The organism is Streptomyces corchorusii (assembly GCF_001514055.1).
GTDB lineage: Bacteria > Actinomycetota > Actinomycetes > Streptomycetales > Streptomycetaceae > Streptomyces > Streptomyces olivaceoviridis.
On record NZ_KQ948386.1, the window covers coordinates 1 to 21022 of the forward strand.

Here is a 21022-nt window from a genome sequence, read left to right on the forward strand (position 1 = left end):
GCCCGCCGTCAGCTCGGTCAGTTCGGCCAGCGGCAGGGTGTGCTGGGTCTGGAGCACCTTCGCGCGCAGGTAGCGGACGTTGTGGGCGGTGGTGAAGACGCCGGTCGGCACCCGGTCCCGTACCGCGATCCCCAGCGAGCGCAGCTGTTCGGCCTTGTCGGGGTTGTTGGAGAGCAGGTCCAGCTCGGTGATGCCGAGGGCGCCGAGCATCTGGGCGGCGGCCGTGTAGTCGCGGGCGTCCTCCGGCAGGCCGAGGGCGGCGTTCGCCGCGTAGGTGTCGAGGCCCCCGTCCTGGAGGGCGTACGCGTCGAGCTTGTTGTAGAGGCCGATGCCCCGGCCCTCCTGGCGGAGGTAGAGCAGGACGCCGCCGCGGTCGGCGATGCGCTCGACCGCCTCGCGCAGCTGCGGTCCGCAGTCGCAGCGGGCCGAGCCGAAGACGTCCCCGGTCAGGCACTCGGAGTGCAGGCGCACCAGCGGGACCGGGCCGGGCTCGCCGAGGACGACGGCGAGGTGTTCCCGGCCGTCGGTGAGGCCGTGGAAGGTGACGAGTTCCGCGTCGGCGCCGTAGCCGTCGGCGAAGCGCAGCGGTACCCGGACGCGGGCGCGCGGGGTGGCGGCGGGGATGTCGGGCATGCGGGTCCTCCCGGACAGTTGCTTCAGATTTGAAGCAGCGGTTCGCAGGGACCCTACCTCTGCTTAAAAGTTAAAGCAATCAGTGGGTCCGGTCCGCTCAGGAGGACGCCGGGGACGACGAGCAGGACGAACGGCGCCGCCAGGGGACGTCCTCGGCGCCGGACGCGTCGTCCTCGCCCTGGAGGCCCCGCGCGATCCCCGTGCAGATCTCCTCCAACTGCCCCACCTGCTCCGGGGTGAGCCGGTCGAACAGGGTGCTGCGGACCGTCTCCACATGTCCGGGTGCCGTACGCTCCAGGACGGCCACCCCCTCGTCCGTCAGCACGGCGAGCGAGCTGCGCTTGTCCCAGCGGCAGTTCTCCCGGCGCACCAGGCCGTCCCGCTCCAGCCGGGTCACCACGTACGTGAGCCGGCTGCGGGTGATCTTCAGCGTCTCGGCGAGATCGGTCATGCGCAGCCGCCGGTCGGGGGCCTCGGAGAGGTTGGCCAGCACCGAGTAGAACAGGTGCGGCATGCCGCCCTCCTGCTGGAGTTGCCGGTCGATGGCGTCCTCCAGGAGGCGGGAGGCGGCCATGTAGGCGCGCCAGGCGCGCTGCTCCTCGGGGGTGAGCCAGCGGGTCGTCATGCCGCCAGTGTAAGTTTGTTTAAAAGTTGAACCAAGCCGTCCGTCCGGACGAGTGAGGTCCGCCTCCGCGAAGAGAGGGCGCCGATGCCCCTGCCGTACGTGCTGCTGTCCGCCGCCGTCTCCCTCGACGGCTACCTGGACGACACCGGCCCCGAACGCCTGCTGCTGTCCAGCCCGGCCGACTTCGACCGGGTCGACGCGGTACGGGCCTCGGTCGACGCGATCCTCGTCGGCGCCGGCACGATCCGCGCCGACAACCCCCGCCTGCTGGTCAACTCCGCCGAGCGGCGCGCGGCCCGGGTGGCGGGCGGCAAGCCGGAGTACCCCCTGAAGGTCACGGTCACCGCCACCGGCGACCTCGACCCGGACGCCAGGTTCTGGCACACCGGCGGTGACAAGATCGTCTACACCACCGACCAGGGCGCCGAGCGGGCCGCCCGCCGCCTCGGGAGCACCGCCGACGTCGTTCCGCTCGGTCCCGTCCTGGACTGGCGGGCCCTGCTGGAGCACCTGCACGACGTGCGCGGCGTCGGCCGTCTGATGGTCGAGGGCGGCGGCACGGTCCACACCCAGCTCCTGCACCAGGGCCTCGCCGACGAACTCCAGCTGGTCCTCGCCCCCCTGTTCGTCGGCGACCCCGCGGCGCCCCGCCTGTTCGGGCCGGGGGCCTACCAGCCCGGACGGCTGCGCCTGCTCGACACCCGCCGGATCGAGGACGTCGTGCTCATGCGGTACGTGCCGACGGCGCCCGGCACCGGGGCGGTCGCCACCGCCGCCGACCGCCACTGGCTGCGCACCGCCTGTGAACTGGCGGCGCTGTGCCCGCCGTCGGAGACGGCGTTCAGCGTCGGTGCGGTGGTGGTGGCCGCCGACGGTACGGAGCTGTCGCGGGGGTACTCCCGCGAGGGCGCCGATCCGGTCGTGCACGCGGAGGAGGCGGCGCTCGCGAAGATCGCTCCCGCCGACGCGCGGATCACCGGCGCCACGGTGTACAGCAGCCTGGAGCCCTGCGCCCGGCGCGCGTCCCGGCCGGCGCCCTGTGCCGAGCTGATCCTCCGGGCCGGGGTGCGCAGGGTGGTCACCGCGTGGCGTGAGCCGGACACGTTCGTGGCGGGGGCCGACGGAAGCGGGGTCCTGGTCGCGGGGGGCGCGCGGGTCGTCGTGCTTCCCGAGCTGGAGGAGCTCGCCAAGGCGCCGAACGCCCACTTGCTGTGAGCGCCCGCCCGGCCCGGGGCCGGAAACGACTCAGGGCCCGGAATCCGCTGGATTCCGGGCCCTGAGTCTTCAGTAGCGGGGACAGGATTTGAACCTGCGACCTCTGGGTTATGAGCCCAGCGAGCTACCGAGCTGCTCCACCCCGCGTCGTTGTGACTCCAGTGTACGCCATGCGCGGGACCGCTCGCACACCCCTTTCGGCCCACACCGGTCGCCGCCCGCTCCGGGGCCCGGAAACCTGGAGGTACGTCGGACAACCGGGAGACACGCGGTGCGCCCTGGAAAGGTGGAGGAGAGCCCGTACGCCAGGGCGGGCGGCCGGCTTCCCGGCGACCCCGTGCCCGACCCGGGCCTCGGGGACGCACCGGTGCCGGTGCGCGCCCGCCGCCGTCCGGGCCCCCGTGCCCTGGCCCGCACCCTGCCCGCCCTGCTCATCGTCTGCGGTGTCCTGTACGGCCTGCTCGCCCCGGACGACTTCACGGCCGTCCCGTTCTTCACCGCGGCCCCGCTGGTCGCCGCGCCCTTGTCGTCGTTGCGCACCACCGTCCTGACCGGCCTCGCCTCCCTCGCCGCCGCCTACGCCGTGCACACCGACGCCGGGGTCCATCCGGCCGTGGGCACCCTCACCGACGTGGTCACCGTCGCGACGGTCGCCCTGCTGGCCGTCGCCATCAACCGGGTGGTCCGCCGCGGCGACCGGCGGCTCGCCTCCGCCCGGGAGATCGCCGAGGCCGCCCAGCGGGCCGTCCTGCCGGAGCCGGACGAGCGGATCGGCGGCTACGAGATCGCCGCCTGCTACGAGGCGGCACGGCAGGACGCGTTCATCGGCGGCGACCTGTACGCGGTGCAGGACAGCCCGTACGGCGTCCGGCTGGTCGTCGGGGACGTGCGCGGCAAGGGCATGGGCGCGGTCGCCGCGGTGGCCGTGGTGATCGGCGCGTTCCGGGAGGCGGCCGAGCAGGAGGCCACGCTGGAGGCGGTCGCCGAGCGACTGGAGCGGGCGCTGGCCCGCGAGGGCACCCGGCGCGACGGGATCGACGCCTTCGAGGGGTTCACCACCGCGGTCCTCGCCGAACTCCCGCACGGCGACGGCGTCGTACGGATCGTCAACCGCGGCCATCCGCCACCGCTGCTGCTGCACGCCGACGGCACCCTGCGCACCCTGGCCCCCGCCGAGCCCGCGCTGCCGCTCGGCATGGGCGACCTCGGCCTGTGGCCGGACCGGGCCACCGAGACCGCCTTCCCGAGCGGCGCGACCCTGCTGTTCCACACCGACGGCCTGTCCGAGGCCCGGGACGCCCACGGCCGGTTCTACGACCCCGCACGGCGGCTCGCGGGGCGCACCTTCCCCGGCCCGGCGGCGCTGGTCGGCCGGCTCGCCGAGGAGGTGCGCCGGCACTCCGGGGGCGGCATGACCGACGACATGGCGCTCCTCGCCGTACGACGGCCCGCGACGTCACCGACGGTCACCGGGCGAGCGCCGTCCGCATAACATCTGAGTCACCATCAAAACCGAAGGTGACTGCTGAACCGGGCCGGCGCCCGGTCAACTCGCCCGCTTTGACGGGGTAGTGGCCGATAACTCCGCCGGTAAAGACGCGAATGATCAAGCCGAACGGCTTGGAAAGTGACTGGCAAGTCTATTAACGTTCGATAACGCAGCGCGGTCGTCACAGCCGTCACAAGAGGCGGCTCCGTGCGCACACGCCGAATCCCGCAAGGGAGCCGGGGAACCACCACCCTGGGGTGAATCACGCGGATGCCGCCGTGAACTCACGGAGTCCACGACCGGTATACGCGCGTAGGAGACCTTCCTGCTCCGAACCCGTCAGCTAACCCGGTAGGCGAAAGGAAGGAAAGGAGTACGCCCGCGTGGCGTCCAACCGGCCTGTCCCAGAAGCCCCGTTCATACCGGCACAGCGCGAGCCCGAGACCTTCGGGTACGGCGCCTACCAGGCCGAGGAGGGCCCCTGGGAGGAGTGGAACCCCACCGAGGAGTCCGTCGCCCCGGTGCGCGGCCGGCACCGCGTCGCCAAGCAGCGCGGCGGCTTCGCGCGCAGCTCCACCGTCCTGGGCGTCGGCGTCATGGCCGCGGTCGGCGCGGGCGGCATGGCCAGCGCCAACACCGGCAAGCCGCCGGTCTCCATCTCCCTGCCGGACCTGCCCTCGGTCGGCTCCCTCTTCGGCGACGACTCCGCCGACCACCAGCCGGCCCAGGCCGCCACGGCCACGCTGAGCACCGTCGGCGTGACCACGGCCGCCGGCGAGGACGGCGCCGACGCGGGCGAGGCGCTGCGCAACCGGATCATGGCCCAGGCCGAGCAGCAGCAGGGCCAGGCCGAGAGCAAGGCCACCGCCGCCGCGGTCGCCGCGGCCGAGAAGCAGAGCGCCGACGCCGCCGCCCAGGCCGAGAAGGAGGCCGCCGCCAAGGCCGCCGCGGCCAAGGAGAAGGCGGAGGCCGCCGCCGAGAAGAAGGCCGAGGAGGAGCGGCTGGCGAAGCTGGCCGAGCAGTACACGCTGCCCACCTCCTCGTACACGATCACCTCGACCTTCGGCCAGGCCGGCGGGATGTGGTCCTCCGGCTACCACACCGGCCTCGACTTCGCCGCACCCACCGGAACCCTGATCAAGGCCGTGCACAGCGGCACGATCACCGAGGCGGGCTGGGCCGGCTCCTACGGCTACCGCACGATCCTCACCCTGGACGACGGCACCGAGCTGTGGTTCTGCCACCAGTCCTCGATCAGCGTCTCCGTCGGCCAGAAGGTGGCCACCGGCGAGGTCATCGGCCGCGTCGGCGCGACCGGCAACGTCACCGGCCCGCACCTCCACATGGAGGTCCACCCCGACGGCCAGCCCACCGGCATCGACCCGATGGCGTGGCTGCGCGACAAGGGCCTCACCCCCTGACGGCCCGCCCCTCGCGGGAACTTGGCGGGAACTCGGCCCCGGCGGTGGGATGCGATCACCCACCGCCGGTGTTGACATGACGTATGACGTCACTTCGTAAACTCGGTTCTTCCGATCTTGAGGTCTTCCCGCTCTCCCTCGGCGGCAACGTGTTCGGCTGGACCGCCGACGAACAGACCTCCTTCGCCGTTCTCGACGCCTACACCGCGGCGAGCGGCAACTTCGTCGACACCGCCGACTCCTACTCCGCCTGGATCGAGGGCAACCAGGGCGGCGAGTCGGAGACGATCATCGGCAAGTGGGTCAAGGCCCGCGGCAACCGCTCCGAGGTCGTCATCGCCACCAAGGTCAGCCAGCACCCCGAGTACCAGGGCCTGTCCGCCGCCAACATCAAGGCCGCCGCCGACGCCTCCCTGCGCCGCCTGGGCACCGACCACATCGACCTCTACTACACCCACTACGACAAGCCCGAGGTGCCGGTCGAGGAGATCATCGGCGCGCTGGACGAGCTGGTGAAGGCCGGAAAGGTGCGGCACATCGCCGCCTCCAACATCAGCCCCGAGCGGCTGCGGGCCTCCCTGGACTTCTCCGACCGCGAGGGCCTCGCCCGCTACGTCGCCGTCCAGCCGCACTACAACCTGGTCTCCCGGGACACCTACGAGGGCCCGTTGCAGGACCTCGTCGCCCGCGAGGGCCTGTCCGCCGTCCCGTACTTCTCCCTCGCCTCGGGCTTCCTCACCGGCAAGTACCGGCCCGGCAAGACCGTCGACAGCGCCCGCGCCGAAGGAGCGCAGAAGCACGCGGAGTCCGAGCGCGGCCAGAAGGTCCTCGCGGCCCTGGACGAGATCGCCGCGGCCCACGAGGCCCCGGTCGCCACGGTCGCCCTGGCCTGGCTCGCCGCCCAGCCCACGGTCACGGCCCCGATCGCCTCGGCGAGGACGGTGGAACAGCTTCCGGCGCTGCTGGGGGTGGCGGAGCTGAAGCTGACGGAGACCGAGGTGGCCCGCCTGACGGAGGCGTCCGCCTAGCCCGTCCCCCGCGCGACGGTGCGGCCCGGCGGTGCCGGAGGACCCCCGTCAGCCCCCGTGACTACGTCCGGTACGGGTTGTACGCGGGGTACGGCACCGCCGGATACCCGTACGGCGCCGCCGCCCCCCACTGGCCGGGCGGCGGAACGGACGCCCTGCTCGCGTACTCCAACGCGGGCCGGGCCACATCCCTGCGCCGCCACAGCTCGTCCAGCAGCTCACGCTCCCGGACGACGAAGTCGGGCCCGGCCTTGCCCTTCCGCCCCCGGTGCCGCAGGAACGCCAGCGAGGTCGCGCACGCCTCGTACCGGGCCACCTCCCGCGCCGCCTGGCGCCCGTGGTGGTGGCGGGCGTAGTCCCGGGCCATCCGGCGCGCCCGCATCGACCCGAGCGCGAACGGCTCGGCCGGCCCCAGCCACCCGGCCAGCACATACGTGGGCAGCTCCGCCCGCACGGTCCGCAGCTCCCGCTGCCGGGTCCGGATCGCGAGCCAGGTCACCACCGCGAACGCGGGCACCATGAAGGCGCCGTAGACGGCGAAGAAGCCGTACTCGCCGAAGGTGGAGGAGCCGTTCCAGAAGGCGTGCATGCCCATCGCCAGCAGCAGCCCGCAGACCGGCAGCAGCACCCGCCGCGCGTGCTGCCGCTCGGCGGACAGCGCGGCGACGCCGAAGCCGATGCCGGTGAGGACGGTGAACAGGGGGTGCGCGAACGGGGACATCACGATGCGCACGAAGAAGGTGGCGGCGGTGACGGAGGCGATGCCGCGGTCGCCGGTGAGCTGGTCGGTCCCGAAGGCCGTACCGAGATAGAGGATGTTCTCGGTGAACGCGAACCCGGTGGCGGTGACGCCCGCTATCACCACCCCGTCCACGATCCCGGTGAAGTCACGCCGGCGGAAGAGGAACACCAGCAGGACGGCGGCGGCCTTCGCGGACTCCTCCACGATGGGGGCTATCACGGTGGCGCCGAGCGTGTCGGCACTGGCCGGATCCGCGGTCGAGGTGGCGATCCACTTGGTCGCGAAGCTGTTGGCCACGATGGCTATCAGCGCCGCCGCACAGGCCCCCCAGGCGAAGGAGAAGACCAGGTTCCGCCAGGGGCCCGGCTCCACCCGGTCCAGCCACCGGAAGGCGGCCATCAGCCAGGGCACGGGCAGCACGGCGAGCCCGAGACCGACGAGGAAGCCCTCCGTGCCGGTCTGCCGCCGTACGAGCGCGAGGATGACCAGGCCGGACAGGGCCAGCAGGGAACTCAGTGCTCCGTACCGCACCCACCTGCGCTGCCACCAGTGCGGGTGGTGGAGCACACCGCCGCCGGGACTCGGGGGATACGTCGGAAACGGAGGACTGGTGGCCACGGCATCGACCCTAACGGTGGCGGGACGAGGGGCTGGAACGGATTATCGGTCCTGCTCAGCGGTGGTGTGCGGGACGCGCCGGAACAGCAGGTCGTTCACCACATGTCCCTTGTCCAGTCCCTGTCCCTCGAAACGGGTCAGTGGCCGGAACTCCGGGCGTGGTGCGAAGCCGCCGTCCGCCTGGGTGTTCTCGAAGCCGGGGTGCGCGGTGAGCACCTCCAGCATCTGCTCGGCGTACGGCTCCCAGTCGGTCGCGCAGTGCAGGAGCGCGCCGGGCCTCATCCGGGACGCGGCGAGCGTCAGGAACTCGGGCTGGATGAGCCGCCGCTTGTGGTGCCGCTTCTTGGGCCAGGGGTCGGGGAAGTAGACGCGCAGCCCGTCCAGCGAGTCCGCGCGGAGCATCTCGCGGAGCAGGATGATCGCGTCGCCGTTGCCCACCCGGACGTTGGACAGGCCGCTGCGTTCGGCGAGACCCAGCAGGTTCCCCTGGCCGGGGGTGTGCACGTCGACGGCCAGGATGTTGGTGTCCGGGTCGCCCGCGGCCATCCGCGCGGTGGCCTCGCCCATCCCGAACCCGATCTCCAGGACCACGGGCCGGTCGTTGCCGAACAGCTCGCCGAGGTCGATCACCCGCTGCCCGTCGATGTCCAGCCCCCACGTGGGCCACAGCCGCTGCAACGCGTCGGCCTGCCCGGCCGTCACCCGGCTCCGCCGCGGCTGGAAGCTCCGGATCCGCCGTTCGAAGTGCGACCCGGCCGGATCGGCCTTGGGCCCGTCGGGAAAGCGCGGCTCGCCCTTGGCCCGGGTGTGCCGGACGGGGGCACCGGGGCTGTGGGGGGCCGGGCGCGGGGCGGGGGCGTTCAGGGAGTCAGACACAGTACGACCGATTTTACGGGTGCCCACGGGCCACTACAGCGAGCCGAGCATCGCCAGCGCCCGGCGCCCGATCTCCCGCCCGATCGGCAGCGAAGCCGTGGCCGCCGGCGAGGGCGCGTTCAGCACGTGCACCGCCCGCGCCCCCTCCCGGATCAGGAAGTCGTCCACCAGCGTCCCGTCCCGCAGCACCGCCTGCGCCCGCACCCCGGCCGGGGCCCGCACCAGGTCCCCGGCCTCCACCGCGGGCAGCAGTCTTCGCACGGCCTCCAGGAACGCGCCCTTGGACACTGACCGGCGCAGCTCGCCGGCGCCGTACCGCCAGTGCCGCCGGGCGATGGCCCAGGACCCCGGCCACGCGACCGTCCCGGCCAGCTCCCGGGGCCGTACGACCCCCCAGTCGTACCCCTCACGGGCGAGCGCCGGCACCGCGTTGGGCCCGATGTGCACGCCCCCGTCGATCCCGCGCGTCAGATGCACCCCGAGGAACGGGAACGCCGGGTCCGGCACCGGGTACACCAGCCCCCGCACCAGTTCCGGCCGCGCCAGCTCGTAGTACTCCCCGCGGAACGGCACGATCCGCACCTCGGGGTCGTCGCCGGTCAGCCGCGCCACCTCGTCGCAGTGCAGCCCGGCGCAGTTCACCAGCACGCGCGCGCGTACGACGTCCCCGGCCGCGGTGAGCACGGCCACGCCCCGCTCCGGCCGCCGGTCCACGCGCACGACCCGGGCGCCGTAGCGGATCTCCGCCCCGGAGGCCCGCGCCAGCTCGCCCGCGACGCCCACGAAGTCGCACACCCCGGTCGTACCGACGTGTATGGCGGCGAGGCCGCGCACCTGAGGTTCGTACTCGGTGATCTGCGCGGGTCCCAGCTCCCGCACCGGGATGCCGTTCTCCCGCCCCCGCTGCACCAGCGCGTGCAGCCGTGGCAGCTCGTCCCGCTCGGTGGCGACGATCAGCTTGCCGGTGACGGCGTGCGCGATGCCGTACTCGGCGCAGAACTTCACCATCTCGGCGGCGCCCCGCACCGCGTACCGCGCCTTGAGCGAGTCCGGCCGGTAGTAGATCCCGCTGTGGATGACCCCGCTGTTGCGCCCCGTCTGGTGCCGGGCCGGCCCCGGCTCCTTCTCCAGCACGATCACGCGCGTACCGGGCGCGGCCCGGGTGATCGCATACGCGGTCGACAGCCCGACGATCCCCCCACCGATGACGAGCACATCACAGTCGTACGCCCCGGCCCGCACCTGCACCACCTCCGCCTCCGATAGTGCATTGCGCCACTGACAACGGCTTCAAACGCCGGGTGCGGCAGTGTCCCTCTCTACGCCGGAGCCATCAGCAGGGGCCGGGCCCGCTCCCGCAGCTCCACCACCCGCGGCTCGTCCCCGTACGGCTCCAGCCGGTGCAGGAGGTCCTTCACGTACTCCGTCGTCCGTGCCGACGAGATCCGCCCGGCCACCTCCACGGCCCGCACCCCCTGCTCGCACGCCGCGTCGAGGTTGCCCGACTCCAGCTCGGCGACCGCGGAGACGACCAGCCTGAGCCCGTGCGAGCGCACGAACTCCTCCGTCGGCTTCGACAGCGCCTGCTCGGTGAACCTGCGCACCTGACGCGGGGCCTTCAGGTCCCGGTAGCACTCGGCGGCGTCCGCGGCGAACCGGTCGTACCCGTAGAAGCCGAGCCAGGACGGGTCGTTGTCGCCGGGACGGGAGCGTTCCAGCCACCCCTCCGCCGCCTTCAGTGCCGCGCCGGCCGCCTGCGCGTCTCCCGCGCGCGCGTGTGCCCGCGCCTCGACCAGCCGGAAGAAACTCATCGTCCGCGCGGTCGCCAGCCCCCGGTTCCGCTCCAGCGCGGCCTGCGCCAGATCGACCCCCTCGTCGCCGAAGCCCCGGTAGGTCGCCTGCAACGACATGGAGGCGAGGACGTAGCCTCCCAGCGGGACGTCCGCCGCCGCCCGCGCGAGCCGCAGCGCCTGGATGTAGTACCGCTGCGCGGCCTCCTGCTGCCCGGTGTCGAAGGCCATCCACCCGGCGAGCCGGGTGAGTTCGGCCGAGGCGCCGAACAGGGCGCGGCCGACCTCGTCGGAGTAGGAGCCGAGCAGCAGCGGGGCCGCCTCCACCCGCAGGCACTCCGGCACCATCGAGGAACGCCAGTCCCCGCCGCCGTACTTGGAGTCCCACCGTCTGGCGTCCTCGGCGGCCTCCCGGAGCTTGCGCACATCGCTGTGGCCGACTTTGATCGGTGCGCCGGACCCCTCGGCGGAGCCCGCCTCCCGCGCGACCGAGCTGTCGGCGGGGGTTATCAGCCAGCGTGAGGCGGGCGTTGCGTACGCGCTGACCGCGAACGACCCGGCGAGCGACTGCCAGATGCCGCCGGAGCCGGCGCGGCGGCCGGCGAGGTCGAGGCGGTACAGCTCCGTCGCGGACTTCACCGCCTGGCCCACGTCCCTCGGGAAGGCGAGACCCACTTCGGGCGCGGGATCGGCGTCCGCCAGGCCGATCTCGTGGAGCGGCACCGGCCGGCCGAGCTTCTGGCCGATGGCGGCGGCGATGAGGTGCGGCGCCGCACCCTGCGGCACCATGCCCTTCGACACCCAGCGCGCCACGGACGTCTTGTCGTAGCGAAGCGTCAACCCGCGTTGCGCGCCAAGGTCGTTGACGCGGCGGGCGAGGCCCGCGTTGCTGATTCCCGCGAGGGCGAGAACGGCGCCGAGCTTCTCGTTCGGCCCGCGTTGCTCCCTGGACATGCGCCACCCCTCGACACAGACGGCTGCCGCGCTGGCATAACCACGCGGCATTCGTAAACCCAGCGTAGTTCGCCGCATCCCAAGCGTTAAGGGGCATTGTTCCGGTTGGCGGGATTGTGGTCCGTGCGCAAGTCCGGGCCCTGTACGCACCGTGCACGGTCTGTCGCCGCGTGCCCCCGCACGTGTGGCCGTGCGCCCGTCCGTGCGCTCTTCTCCGGCCACCCGGGGAGCGGTTCCATGGCTCTTGCGTGGGTCGGCCCGCTGTACTGGATCCAGTGGGCTGGGGGACACCGCCGCCTTCATCCCCGCGGGTGGCGGACCGGTCCGGGAGGCGATGCCCGCCTCCCGGGCCGTGCGCGCGTGTGGACCGCCGCGCGCTCCGCAGGCCTGTACGGAGCGTGCTCATCTCCGGTGCCGCTCCGGTTAATTGGCCGAAAACCACCCCCTGTCGCGTGCGCTCAATTGCCGCTCCGACCATGCAACTTGAGGGCGCGAAGGGCGGTTTGGGGGAGCGCGCAGGGGGCGCATTCGCGCCGGGCCCGTGCGGTACCGTCCGGCCGGCACCCGCCCCGCGGACACCGGCCGCCCGCCAACTCCCCAGGCCGGCCCCCCGTGTTTCCCCGGTTTTTCCCTCGATCGAAGGCGGTGCCGCCGTCCCTCTCCCGCGCGCCCTTCATGGCAGCATGGGGTCCGGTTCGTACGGTGCACTGTTCGTCCACAGCCTGTGGAGGCGTCGATGCGGTGGTTGGTGGGTTGGAGCAGCACCGCCGCGGGCGCCGCCGGGATCGGCTCCGCCGGTGCCGTCGGATACGACGGCGAGACCCTGCACCCGGTCGGCTCCCAGCTCCTGTGGGGCGACCCGGACCCGCTGTGGGCCGTCGGCGACTGGCGCCCGGACGAGGTGCGCGTGGTGCACGCCGACGCACAGAACCGGATCGCCGTCCTCGGCATCTGCGGGGCCACCGACGAGGAGCTCAGGCGCGGCCTGTTCACCGCGCGCGGGGGCGCGGTGCGCCATCTGACCACCTGGCCCGGCAGCTACACGGCCGTCGTCCAGGCCGGCCGCCGCATCACCGTCTGCGGCGATCTCGCGGGCGCCCGGCCGGTGTTCTACACCCCCTGGGCCGGCGGCACCGCCTACGCCACCGCCGCACTGCCCCTCGCCGACCTCGTCGAGGCCAACCTCGACTTCACCCACCTCGCCGCTCTGCTCGCCGCCCCGGATGTCCCGGCCGCGCTGCGCGACAGCACCCCGTACGACGGCGTACGGCGCATTCCGCCGGGGCACGCGTTGGTGCTGCGCGCCGGGGCGCGGGAGGTCGCCGGGTACGAGCCGGTCGCCTCCCTCGCCGTGGCCGCGCCCCCGGCCGACCCCGGCCGCGCCGTGGACGCCGTCCGGGACGCGCTCGTGGAGGCCGTCCGCACCCGGCTGTCGGCACCCCGGCACGTGCCCGACCTGGACCCTGGGCCGGTGCCCGGCATGGGACCGGCGGAGCGGCGGGCCGCGCGCGGGATGCCGGTCCCCGGCATCGGCGCCGACCTGTCCGGCGGCCCCGCCTCCGGCACGCTCGCGCTACTGGCCGCCGGGCTGCCCGGCAGACCCGGCACGCTCCTCGGCCACGGTACGGGCGCGGGCGAACGGCTGCTCGCCGTCACGTTCAACGATCTGACCGCGACCGGCCGCGAGGCCGAACTGGAGCGCGCCGGTGCCCTGGCGGCCAATCCCCGGCTGCACCACGTCGTGGTCACCGGCGGCGAGGAGACCCTGCCGTACGCCGACCTCGACGGCCCGTTGACCGACGAACCCGGCCCCTCCCTGGCCCAGGCGGCCCGGCACCGCGCGCGGCTCGCCGCCGGCAGCGCCGACCACTTCACCGGGCACGGCGCCCGCCAGGTCCTGGACGCCCACCCCGCCCGCCTGGCCGACCTGCTGGTGGACCGCAAACGGCGCCACCTGGTCCGGCCGGTCGCCGCGCTCGCCCGCGCGGACGGCTCCGTGATGGTCCCCGCGCGCGTGTACAGCGCGGCCCGGCGCCTGGCCCGCACCCCCTACCGGGCGGGCCTGGAGGTGCTCGCCGAGCGGCTGATGCGGCGCCGCTTCGACGAGCCCAAGGGGGCGGTCGGCGCGTCCCTCGCCGCGCTGGCCTGGGCGAGACCCGGGCCCGCCGCCCGGTGGCTGACGGGGGAGGCGCTGGCTGAAGTATCGGTTCTGCTCCAGGCGGAGGCGGACCGCTCCGCGACCGGGGCGCAGCGCCCCGGCGACTACCGCGCGCGTGCGGCACTCGCCCGGCACGCCGCCGATCTGCGCGTCCTGGAGCAGGCCGCGGAGATCCGCTCCCAGCGGCTGCACGCGCCGTTCCTCGACAACCAGGTCGTGCGCGCCTGCCGTGACCTCCCCGAGGCCCTGCGCGTCCAGCCCGGCGCCCGCGCCGCCATCCTCCGCACGGTCCTGGAGGGCGCCGGCGTCACCGACCTCCCGCCCGGCTGGGGCGCGCCCTCCCACGCGTCCTCGGCGGCAGCCGCGCGCGCGGGGCTGCGGGCAGCCGCCGACCCCCTCCTGGACCTCTTCTCCACACCGCTGCTGGCCGACGCGGGCCTGGTGGAGGCGCGTGTCGTCCGCAAGGCCCTGCGCTCCGCCGCGGCGGGCGAGGCCCTCCCCCTGGACGGCCTGGCCGACCTCGTCTCCCTCGAACTCTGGCTCCGCCGCCTCCTCGCCCGCCGCGGCACCTGCTGGACGGGCACCCCGACCCGCTCCCGCGCGGTCCCTTCGGGGATCCAGCCGAGGCGCAGCGCGCTCGCGCCGGGGGTGTGAGGGGCGGGCGTGTGAGCGGCGGGGGCTGAGCTCGCCGTGCGTCCGGGGGTCCGTCGCGCGGTTCCCGCGTGGCCGGTCGCGCGGCTCCTCCCGCGCCTTCGGGGTGCGTCCGGCCGCGGGCAGCCGTGCCGGGCATGGGGAGCCCCGGGAACCGAAACCCCCGTGCCCCGTCCGCCACCCCCCGCCACAATGACCAGGTGCGGTACAGAATCCTGGGCGTGACCCAAGCGGCGGACGACCAGGGCACCCCCGTACCCATCGGCGGCCGGCGCCTGCGGACGCTCCTCGCCGCCCTGGCCCTCCGTCCCGGCCGCACCACCGCCCCCCGCACCCTCGTCGAGGAGATCTGGGCGGACGACCCGCCCCAGGACGCCCCCGCCGCCCTCCAGGCCCTCGTCGGCCGCCTCCGCCGTACCCTCGGCCGGCACACCATCGCCTCCACCCCGGGCGGTTACCGCCTCGAAGCGGCCGAGGACGAGGTGGACCTCCACGTCTTCGAGCGCCTCGCCCGCACCGGCACCCAGGCCCTCACCGCCGGCGACCCGGCCACCGCCCACCGCACCCTCACCCAGGCCCTCGCCCTCTGGTACGGCCCGGCCCTCGCCGACCTCCCCGACCGGACCGCCGCCGCCCGCCCCGAGGCGCTGCGCCTGGAGGCGGCCCGCGCCCGCGCCGCCGCGTCCCTGGCCCTCGGCCGCGCCCGGGAGGCCGTACCGGAGCTGCGGGAACTGACCACCGTCCACCCGTACGACGAGGCCCTGCACGCCCTCCTCATCCGTGCCCTGCGCGACACGGGCCGCCCGGCCGACGCCCTCGCCGCCTACGAGTCCGCCCGCCGCACCCTGGCCGACTCCCTCGGCACCGACCCGGGCCCCGAACTCCAGTCCCTGCACACCTCGTTGCTGAAGCAGGAGCCCCTGGACGCCCCCGGGTACCAGGAGACCGCCAAGCCCGCGCACGCTCCCGAGCACCTGGAGCCACCCAAGCCCGCGCACGCCCCCGAGCACCTGGAGCCACCCAAGCCCGCGCACACCTCCGGGCACCCGGCGCATCCGGCGTACCCCGCGCCCCCGAAACCCCCCGGACGCACCGGCAACCTCCGCCCCCGCCTGACCTCCTTCGTCGGGCGGGAACCGGAGCTCAAGGCCATTCGTTCCGACGTGCACAGGGCCCGCCTGGTGACGCTCACCGGACCGGGCGGCTCGGGGAAGACCCGCCTCGCCGAGGAGGCCGCCGCACCACTGCCCTCGGCCTGGCTGGTCGAGCTCGCCCCGCTCGACCGGCCGGAGGCGGTGCCCGGCGCGGTGGTCAGCGCGCTCGGTCTGCGCGAGACCGTGCTGCTGACCAACGAGCTGGCGACCCCGCAGGCCGACCCCACGGCCCTGCTGATCGAGTACTGCGCCCCGCGCAGCCACCTCCTGATCCTTGACAACTGCGAGCACGTCATCGGCGCGGCAGCCGCCCTCGCCGAGACCCTCCTCACCCACTGCCCGGGGCTCACGATCCTCGCGACCAGCCGGGAACCCCTGGGCGTCCCCGGCGAGTCGGTGCGCCCGGTCGAGCCCCTCGTCCCGGAGCAGGCGCACCGCCTCTTCACCGAGCGCGCCAAGGCCGTCCGTCCCGACGCCGACGCGGTGCTCGGCGACACCGAGGCCGTGGCGGAGATCTGCCGCCGTCTGGACGGGCTGCCGCTGGCCATCGAGCTGGCCGCGGCCCGGCTCAGGCTGCTGACCCCGCGCCAGATCGCCGACCGCCTGGACGACCGCTTCCGCCTGCTCACCTCCGGAAGCCGCACGGTCCTGCCCCGCCAGCAGACCCTGCGCGCGGTCGTCGACTGGTCCTGGGAACTGCTGGACGAGCGGGAGCGTACGGTCCTGCGCGAGGTGTCGGTGTTCGCCGGCGGCTGGGACCTCGCGGCGGCCGAGGCCGTGTGCACCGGCCCGGCGGCGGACCTCATCGGCGCGCTGGTCGACAAGTCCCTGGTGGTCGCCGCCCCGCACGACCCGGACGGCACCGGCGCCGGCATGCGGTACCGCATGCTGGAGACCATCCACGAGTACGCCACCGAGCGCGCGGCCGAGGTCCCCGGGCTGCGCGCGGCGGCCGAGCGACGCCACCGCGCATGGGTGCGGGCGCTGGTCGAGGAGGCGGAGCCGCGGCTGCGGTCGGCGGCCCAACTGCCCTGGATCGCCCGCCTGGAGACCGAGCTGGACAACATCCGCGCGGCCCTGGACCGCGCCGTCCGCGCGGGGGACGAGGCGGAGGCGGGCGCCGTCGTCCTGGCCACCGGCTGGTTCTGGTGGCTGCGCAACCACCGTCAGGAGGCGGTGGCCTGGGTGCGGCTGGTGCTCCGCCTGGGCATCGCCCTGGACACCCTGCCCGCGGGCGCGCCGGCCGACGAGGTGAGGGCACGGGCGACGACCGCCGACCCGGTGGGCGCCTTCCTCGCCGCTCCCGACGGCGAGGCCGGCCATCCGCTGCGCGAGCTGCGGATGGACCTGCGGATGCTGGACCTGTTCCTGACCGCCGAGACGGGCACGGAGAGCCTCGCGGCCGACGAACGGACCCGGGAGTACCTCGCGCGCGTGCGGGCGGCCTACGAAGGCGGCGGACCGCAGGCCGCCCGGCTTCCGGGCATCATCTGGCCGCTGACCTCCTACTACCTGGGCGGCCCCACGGACATCGGTCCGCAGATGACGCAGTGCGTCGCCAACTGCCGCCGCTACGGCGGCGACTGGGAACTCGGGGTCGCCCTGATGTACCGCGCCCATGTCACCGTCGACTCCCCGGGCAACCTGCGGGGCGTCGACGAGGACCTGGCCGAGCTGCGCACGCTCGGCCGGCGCGTCGGCGACCGCTGGATGCGGGCGCAGATATGCAGCGCGGCCGGCGAGGCGGCCATGGTCCGGGGCGGGTACGAGGAGGCGCGCGGCGAGTACGAGGAAGCACTGCGGCTCGCCTACGAGGTGGGTGCCTACGCCGAGTCCCCGTTCCTGATCGCCCGGCTCGCCGAGATCTCCTACCGCTCCGGCGACCGCGAGGCCGCGCTGGCCGCGCTGGACGAGGCGGGAACGGCCGCCGACCGGTACGCGGTACCCGAGTCCCGGGCCTTCGTGCTGCTCCTGCGCGCCCACATCGCCCTGCACGACAACCAGCACGCGCAGGCCCGCGAGCTGTACGAGGCGACCCGCGCGGTGATCCGGGACGGCACCCCGCCCCCGCAGTTCGTGGCGGCCCAGCGGATGGCCGAGGCGCTGATCGCGGCCCATGGGTCGGGGCCCGCGCACGGGCTGCCGATCCTGGCCAAGGCCCTGCGCGAGGCCGTGGACCACCGGTGCGCCGAGTCGATCACGGCCGGCCTGGTGGACGTGGCGGCCGGTCTGCTGGCCCGGCTCGGCGATCTGCCGGGCGCGCTGCGGCTGTTCGCCGCCGCGGACCACTGGCGCGACGGCCTCGACCGGCCCGAACCGGAGCGCGGCGAAGCTGCCCGGGTGCGCGCCACGGCCCGCGCTGCCCTCCCGGCCGACCGCTACGCCGCCGAGTGCGCCCGGGGTGCCTCCTTCGGCGTGGCGGACGTCCTGCGCGAGCTGGGCGCCGGGACGGTTACCGGCAGGTGAGCCGGGACTCCGCCCAGTCCGCGAGCGCCGCCCGGTCGACGGCGTTGCCGTGCGGTTCCACGACGAGCCGTACGGTCCCGCGCCCGGTGAGGTCGACGTGGACGGGGACGGCCGGGTCGCGGCCCTTGACCATGCCGGACCGCCACAGCCGCACCCCGTCGGCGTAGACGGAGAACGAGACCCTGCCGAGGCCGGGCGTCAGGTCGTCCACGCCGGCCAGCGCGTCGTACGCGGTGCACTGCCGGTTGAGGGCGATGGTGACGGAGGAGTCGCCGTGGACGGTGACCCCGCGGGCGTACCGCTCGCCGCCGACGGACATGCCGTACCGCTGCCACACCCAGCTGCTCTCGCCGAGCACGATCTCGGGCCGGGTGCCGTCACCGACGACGTCGAAGCGCAGCTCGCTCAGCTCGTAGACGGTGGGCGGCGGAGCGGGCGTCGGGGTCGGCTTGGGTGTCGGCCTCGGCGTAGGGGTGGGAGGAGCAGGGGGAGTGGGCGCAGGCGGCGGGACGGGCCCGGGGGCCGGCTTCGCCGGGGGTGACGGGGGTGACGGGGGTGTCGAGGGGGTCGGGGGTGTCGCGGTGGGCGTTTGGGCGGGCGTGTCGGCGGGCGTCGGCGCCGGTTCGGGAGCGCGGACGGCGGGCTTCGGCGGGGGCGTGCGCGCAGGCGGTGCGGGCGCGGTCGTCCCGGGCCGTACGACCGGCGCGGACACGGACGAGGAGGGGGCAGGCGCCGGCTGGGCGACCTCCTTCGCCGGACGGCCGTCGTTCACCAGGGCCAGCGCGACCGCGGCGGCGGCCACCGCGACCACACCGGCCGCGATGCCGGCCTTCACCGGCGCCCCGAGTCCCCCGGAGGCCGCGGCCCCGCCCGCGCCGCCCGCCCCGCCGGACGAGCCACCGGCCGCGGCGGCAGCGCCGGCCGCCCCGGCCCCCGCACCGCCGGCCACGATCCCGAGGGCCTTGGCGTACCCGGCGGCCCCGAACCAGCCGATGACCGCGACCGGCACGACAGCGGGGATACCGCTCGCGACCTCTTCGATCTGCGCCGCCGCCAGCCGGCACTTGGCGCACTCCTCCAGGTGCTTGCGCAGACCACGCTCGGCGCGGACGCGCAGCTTGCGGCGGGCGTAGCCGCCGAGCTGGTCGGCGTAGCGGGCGCACTCCTCGTCCTGGGCGAGGGCGGCGCTGACGTGGGCCTGGAGGTACGCCTGCCTCAGCCCCTCGCGCGCGCGGCTGGCGAGCACCCGGGTGCCGTTGGCGTCCAGCCCGAACAGGACGGCCACCTCGCTCGGGGACTCGTCCTCCACCTCGGTGTGCCACAGCACGGCCTGCCAGCGTTCGGGCAGCGAGCGGAAAGCCCGCATGGCCATGGACTGCTCGGCCTCGTGCAGGGCGCGGACGTCGGCGCCGAGACCGAGGCCCGCACCGGAGGTGCCGATGAACGCGGTGCCGTCGGAGGCGTCCGGGACCCGCGCGGCCTGCTGGGCGAAGAGGGCGAAGTCGTCGACGAGCTGCTCCCGCCGGGCGGATTGCGTCCAGCGGGCGGCGACACGCCGGACCGAGGTCAGCAGATAGGCCCGTACGGCGTGTTCCGGCCCGGAGCCGCCCCGCACCGCTTGCAGCATCCGCGCGAACACCTCGGCGGTGAGGTCGTCGGCGGTGTGCGAGTCCCGGCAGCAGGTGCGGGCGTAGCGCCGTACCGCGTCGGCGTGCCGTCGGTACAGCTCCTCGTAGGCGGAGTCGTCACCGCCGCGCATCCGCTCGATCAGCTCGGTGTCGGCGGGCGGCAGCCCCCGGAGCGGCGGCAGCGCACTTCCCCCACGCTGGGCGGGCACGCTCCCGTCACGGCCCCCGCCGGAGGAAGCCGGCCGCCCGCCTTGGTGCGGCACCTGGGGTGAGGCCAGCTCCCGGGTCTCCGCGTCCCCGTCGTCACCGCGCGACCCGTCCCACCCGTCAACGCCCATCGCGGACAGCCCCCGACCCCGGCTCAGCCCAACCCGTCAGGCGTCAGACTGCCACACCGAATCCCCTCGGAGCCCCCGCGCGCACCCCGTCCACTCATCCGAGCGCACTTGCCTCCCCCATCCCCCGAACACCCGTCGAACGCCCGGCCACCGAAGCCGATGCGAGGGGCGCTCGACGCAGAAGGGGGCGCGGGACGGCGTGGGCGCGCCCCACCACCGCTCCACGCCCCCGTACCCACGACGGGGCGGCGGCCGTACACCGCGACCCGCGGCCGTCGACGGCGCACCCGCCCCGGGAAAGCCACCGGCACCACCCGACCGCGACAGCCGCGCGGGTGGTGCCGGTCGAGGACGGAACGCCTCCGAAGGGCAAGCCGAGGCCCGGTTACGGCCGGGACCGCAGCCCCTCCAGCAGGATGTCCAGCAACCGCGCCGACGCCGCCGCCTGCTGCGCCGCGTCCGGCAGCGACGGCGCCGCCGTGGCGATCACCAGCAGCACGTCACCCACGGACACGTCCGTCCGCAGCTCACCCGCCGCCCGGGCCCGGTCCACCAACTGCCCGACCACATCGAGCAGCGCCCCGGCCCCGGCGTCATCGGCCACCGCGGCCTCCTGCGCCACGAGCCGCAACTCGGCACTCCCCGGCTGCACCCGCTGCTGCGGCACCCGCGCCTCGCCGACGAGGCCGACCGCCTCACCTGCCGCACCGGTGTCACCGGTGTCACCGGAACCGGCGGAGCCGACCCGCAGCACCTGCGGCGGCAGCAACCTCCCCGCCCCGGACGCCACGGACGTCCGCAGGAACCGCGACAGCGCCGACCACGGCTCGTCCTCCTGCCCGAGCGCCGCCCGGGCCTGATCGGTCAGCCGGGCCGTCTCCTCCTCGGCGATCCGCCGGACCAGCACGTCCTTGCTGGGAAAGCGCCGGTACACCGTGCCGACCCCGACCCGGGCCCGCCGCGCCACGTCTTCCATCGGCGCGCCGTACCCCAGCTCGCCGAACACCTCACGTGCCGCGCGCAGCACGTGCTCCAGGTTGCGCTGTGCGTCCACCCGCAGCGGGGTCGTCCGCGCCGTGTCGGCGCGTCCGTTGCCCACCGCCGCGCTCATCGCCTTGCCGCCGGGCGCGACGGCCGCTGCCGATGCCCAGTGCGTGTCCTGAACATGCATGTGTTTCCCCCGGTAATGACGTCTCCCCCCGGAGACTCCCCGCCACTGAACGCGAGGCGCGCGGA

The 21022-nt window shown here is 74.7% G+C and carries 14 protein-coding genes, 1 tRNA gene and 1 riboswitch; of the genes, 6 read left to right on the forward strand and 9 right to left on the reverse strand.

Annotation, left to right across the window (positions count from 1 at the left end):
* Together AQJ11_RS44230 and AQJ11_RS44235 are read right to left on the reverse strand one after the other, a co-directional pair.
* The coding region (locus AQJ11_RS44230; protein WP_014673568.1) for a GTP cyclohydrolase II at window positions 1–633 on the reverse strand (633 nt) is incomplete at its 3' end.
* A gap of 97 nt (window positions 634–730) precedes the next feature.
* Complete coding sequence (locus AQJ11_RS44235) at window positions 731–1258, reverse strand: MarR family winged helix-turn-helix transcriptional regulator (RefSeq protein WP_058081056.1); 528 nt, start codon at window positions 1256–1258, stop codon at window positions 731–733.
* A gap of 84 nt (window positions 1259–1342) precedes the next feature.
* Between AQJ11_RS44235 and AQJ11_RS44240 the strand changes: the two genes are divergently transcribed.
* Window positions 1343–2473 (forward strand): dihydrofolate reductase family protein, encoded by a 1131-nt coding sequence (locus tag AQJ11_RS44240; protein WP_059267286.1) that lies wholly within the window; start codon window positions 1343–1345, stop codon window positions 2471–2473.
* A gap of 73 nt (window positions 2474–2546) precedes the next feature.
* On the opposite strand, the gene AQJ11_RS44245 is transcribed toward AQJ11_RS44240, so the two are convergent.
* Window positions 2547–2620 (reverse strand) — tRNA-Met (locus AQJ11_RS44245).
* Between the two features lie 124 nt (window positions 2621–2744).
* Here AQJ11_RS44245 and AQJ11_RS44250 point away from each other — a divergent pair.
* The 3 genes from AQJ11_RS44250 (at window position 2745) to AQJ11_RS44260 (ending at window position 6411) form a co-directional block, all read left to right on the forward strand.
* A complete protein-coding gene (locus AQJ11_RS44250) occupies window positions 2745–3965 on the forward strand; it encodes a PP2C family protein-serine/threonine phosphatase (RefSeq protein ID WP_059267287.1) in 1221 nt (406 codons plus the stop codon).
* Between the two features lie 203 nt (window positions 3966–4168).
* A riboswitch (cyclic di-AMP (ydaO/yuaA leader) is annotated at window positions 4169–4335 on the forward strand.
* A 10-nt stretch (window positions 4336–4345) separates the two neighbouring features.
* Window positions 4346–5383: a M23 family metallopeptidase gene (locus tag AQJ11_RS44255; RefSeq protein WP_059267288.1), complete on the forward strand. Its 1038-nt coding sequence runs from the start codon at window positions 4346–4348 to the stop codon at window positions 5381–5383.
* An 83-nt stretch (window positions 5384–5466) separates the two neighbouring features.
* Window positions 5467–6411: an aldo/keto reductase gene (locus tag AQJ11_RS44260; protein ID WP_059267289.1), complete on the forward strand. Its 945-nt coding sequence runs from the start codon at window positions 5467–5469 to the stop codon at window positions 6409–6411.
* Between the two features lie 61 nt (window positions 6412–6472).
* On the opposite strand, the gene AQJ11_RS44265 is transcribed toward AQJ11_RS44260, so the two are convergent.
* From AQJ11_RS44265 to AQJ11_RS44280, 4 genes are all read right to left on the reverse strand, one after another.
* Window positions 6473–7771, reverse strand: coding sequence for a PrsW family intramembrane metalloprotease (locus tag AQJ11_RS44265; RefSeq protein ID WP_203348959.1), 1299 nt, complete (start codon window positions 7769–7771; stop codon window positions 6473–6475).
* Window positions 7772–7813: 42 nt separating this feature from the next.
* Window positions 7814–8647, reverse strand: a complete 834-nt coding sequence (gene trmB, locus AQJ11_RS44270) for a tRNA (guanosine(46)-N7)-methyltransferase TrmB (RefSeq protein ID WP_059267290.1) — start codon at window positions 8645–8647, stop codon at window positions 7814–7816.
* A 33-nt stretch (window positions 8648–8680) separates the two neighbouring features.
* Complete coding sequence (lhgO, locus tag AQJ11_RS44275) at window positions 8681–9898, reverse strand: L-2-hydroxyglutarate oxidase (RefSeq protein ID WP_014673560.1); 1218 nt, start codon at window positions 9896–9898, stop codon at window positions 8681–8683.
* A 68-nt stretch (window positions 9899–9966) separates the two neighbouring features.
* On the reverse strand, window positions 9967–11391 hold the full coding sequence (locus tag AQJ11_RS44280) for an NsdA family TPR-like regulatory protein (protein ID WP_014673559.1): 1425 nt from the start codon (window positions 11389–11391) through the stop codon (window positions 9967–9969).
* Window positions 11392–12127: 736 nt separating this feature from the next.
* On the opposite strand from AQJ11_RS44280, the gene AQJ11_RS44285 reads away from it, so the two are divergent.
* Window positions 12128–14203, forward strand: a complete 2076-nt coding sequence (locus AQJ11_RS44285) for an asparagine synthase-related protein (RefSeq protein ID WP_059267291.1) — start codon at window positions 12128–12130, stop codon at window positions 14201–14203.
* A 197-nt stretch (window positions 14204–14400) separates the two neighbouring features.
* Window positions 14401–17820 carry an AfsR/SARP family transcriptional regulator gene (locus AQJ11_RS44290; RefSeq protein ID WP_244218673.1) on the forward strand — a complete coding sequence of 1140 codons (3420 nt, stop codon included), beginning with the start codon at window positions 14401–14403 and terminating at the stop codon, window positions 17818–17820.
* Here the strand turns inward: AQJ11_RS44290 and AQJ11_RS44295 are convergent.
* Window positions 17807–19786: a sigma-70 family RNA polymerase sigma factor gene (locus tag AQJ11_RS44295; RefSeq protein WP_107120983.1), complete on the reverse strand. Its 1980-nt coding sequence runs from the start codon at window positions 19784–19786 to the stop codon at window positions 17807–17809. The two genes, AQJ11_RS44290 and AQJ11_RS44295, sit on opposite strands and share 14 nt — an antisense overlap.
* A gap of 385 nt (window positions 19787–20171) precedes the next feature.
* A complete protein-coding gene (locus AQJ11_RS44300; RefSeq protein WP_059267292.1) occupies window positions 20172–20957 on the reverse strand; it encodes a TetR/AcrR family transcriptional regulator in 786 nt (261 codons plus the stop codon).
* Between the last annotated feature and the right edge of the window lie 65 nt (window positions 20958–21022).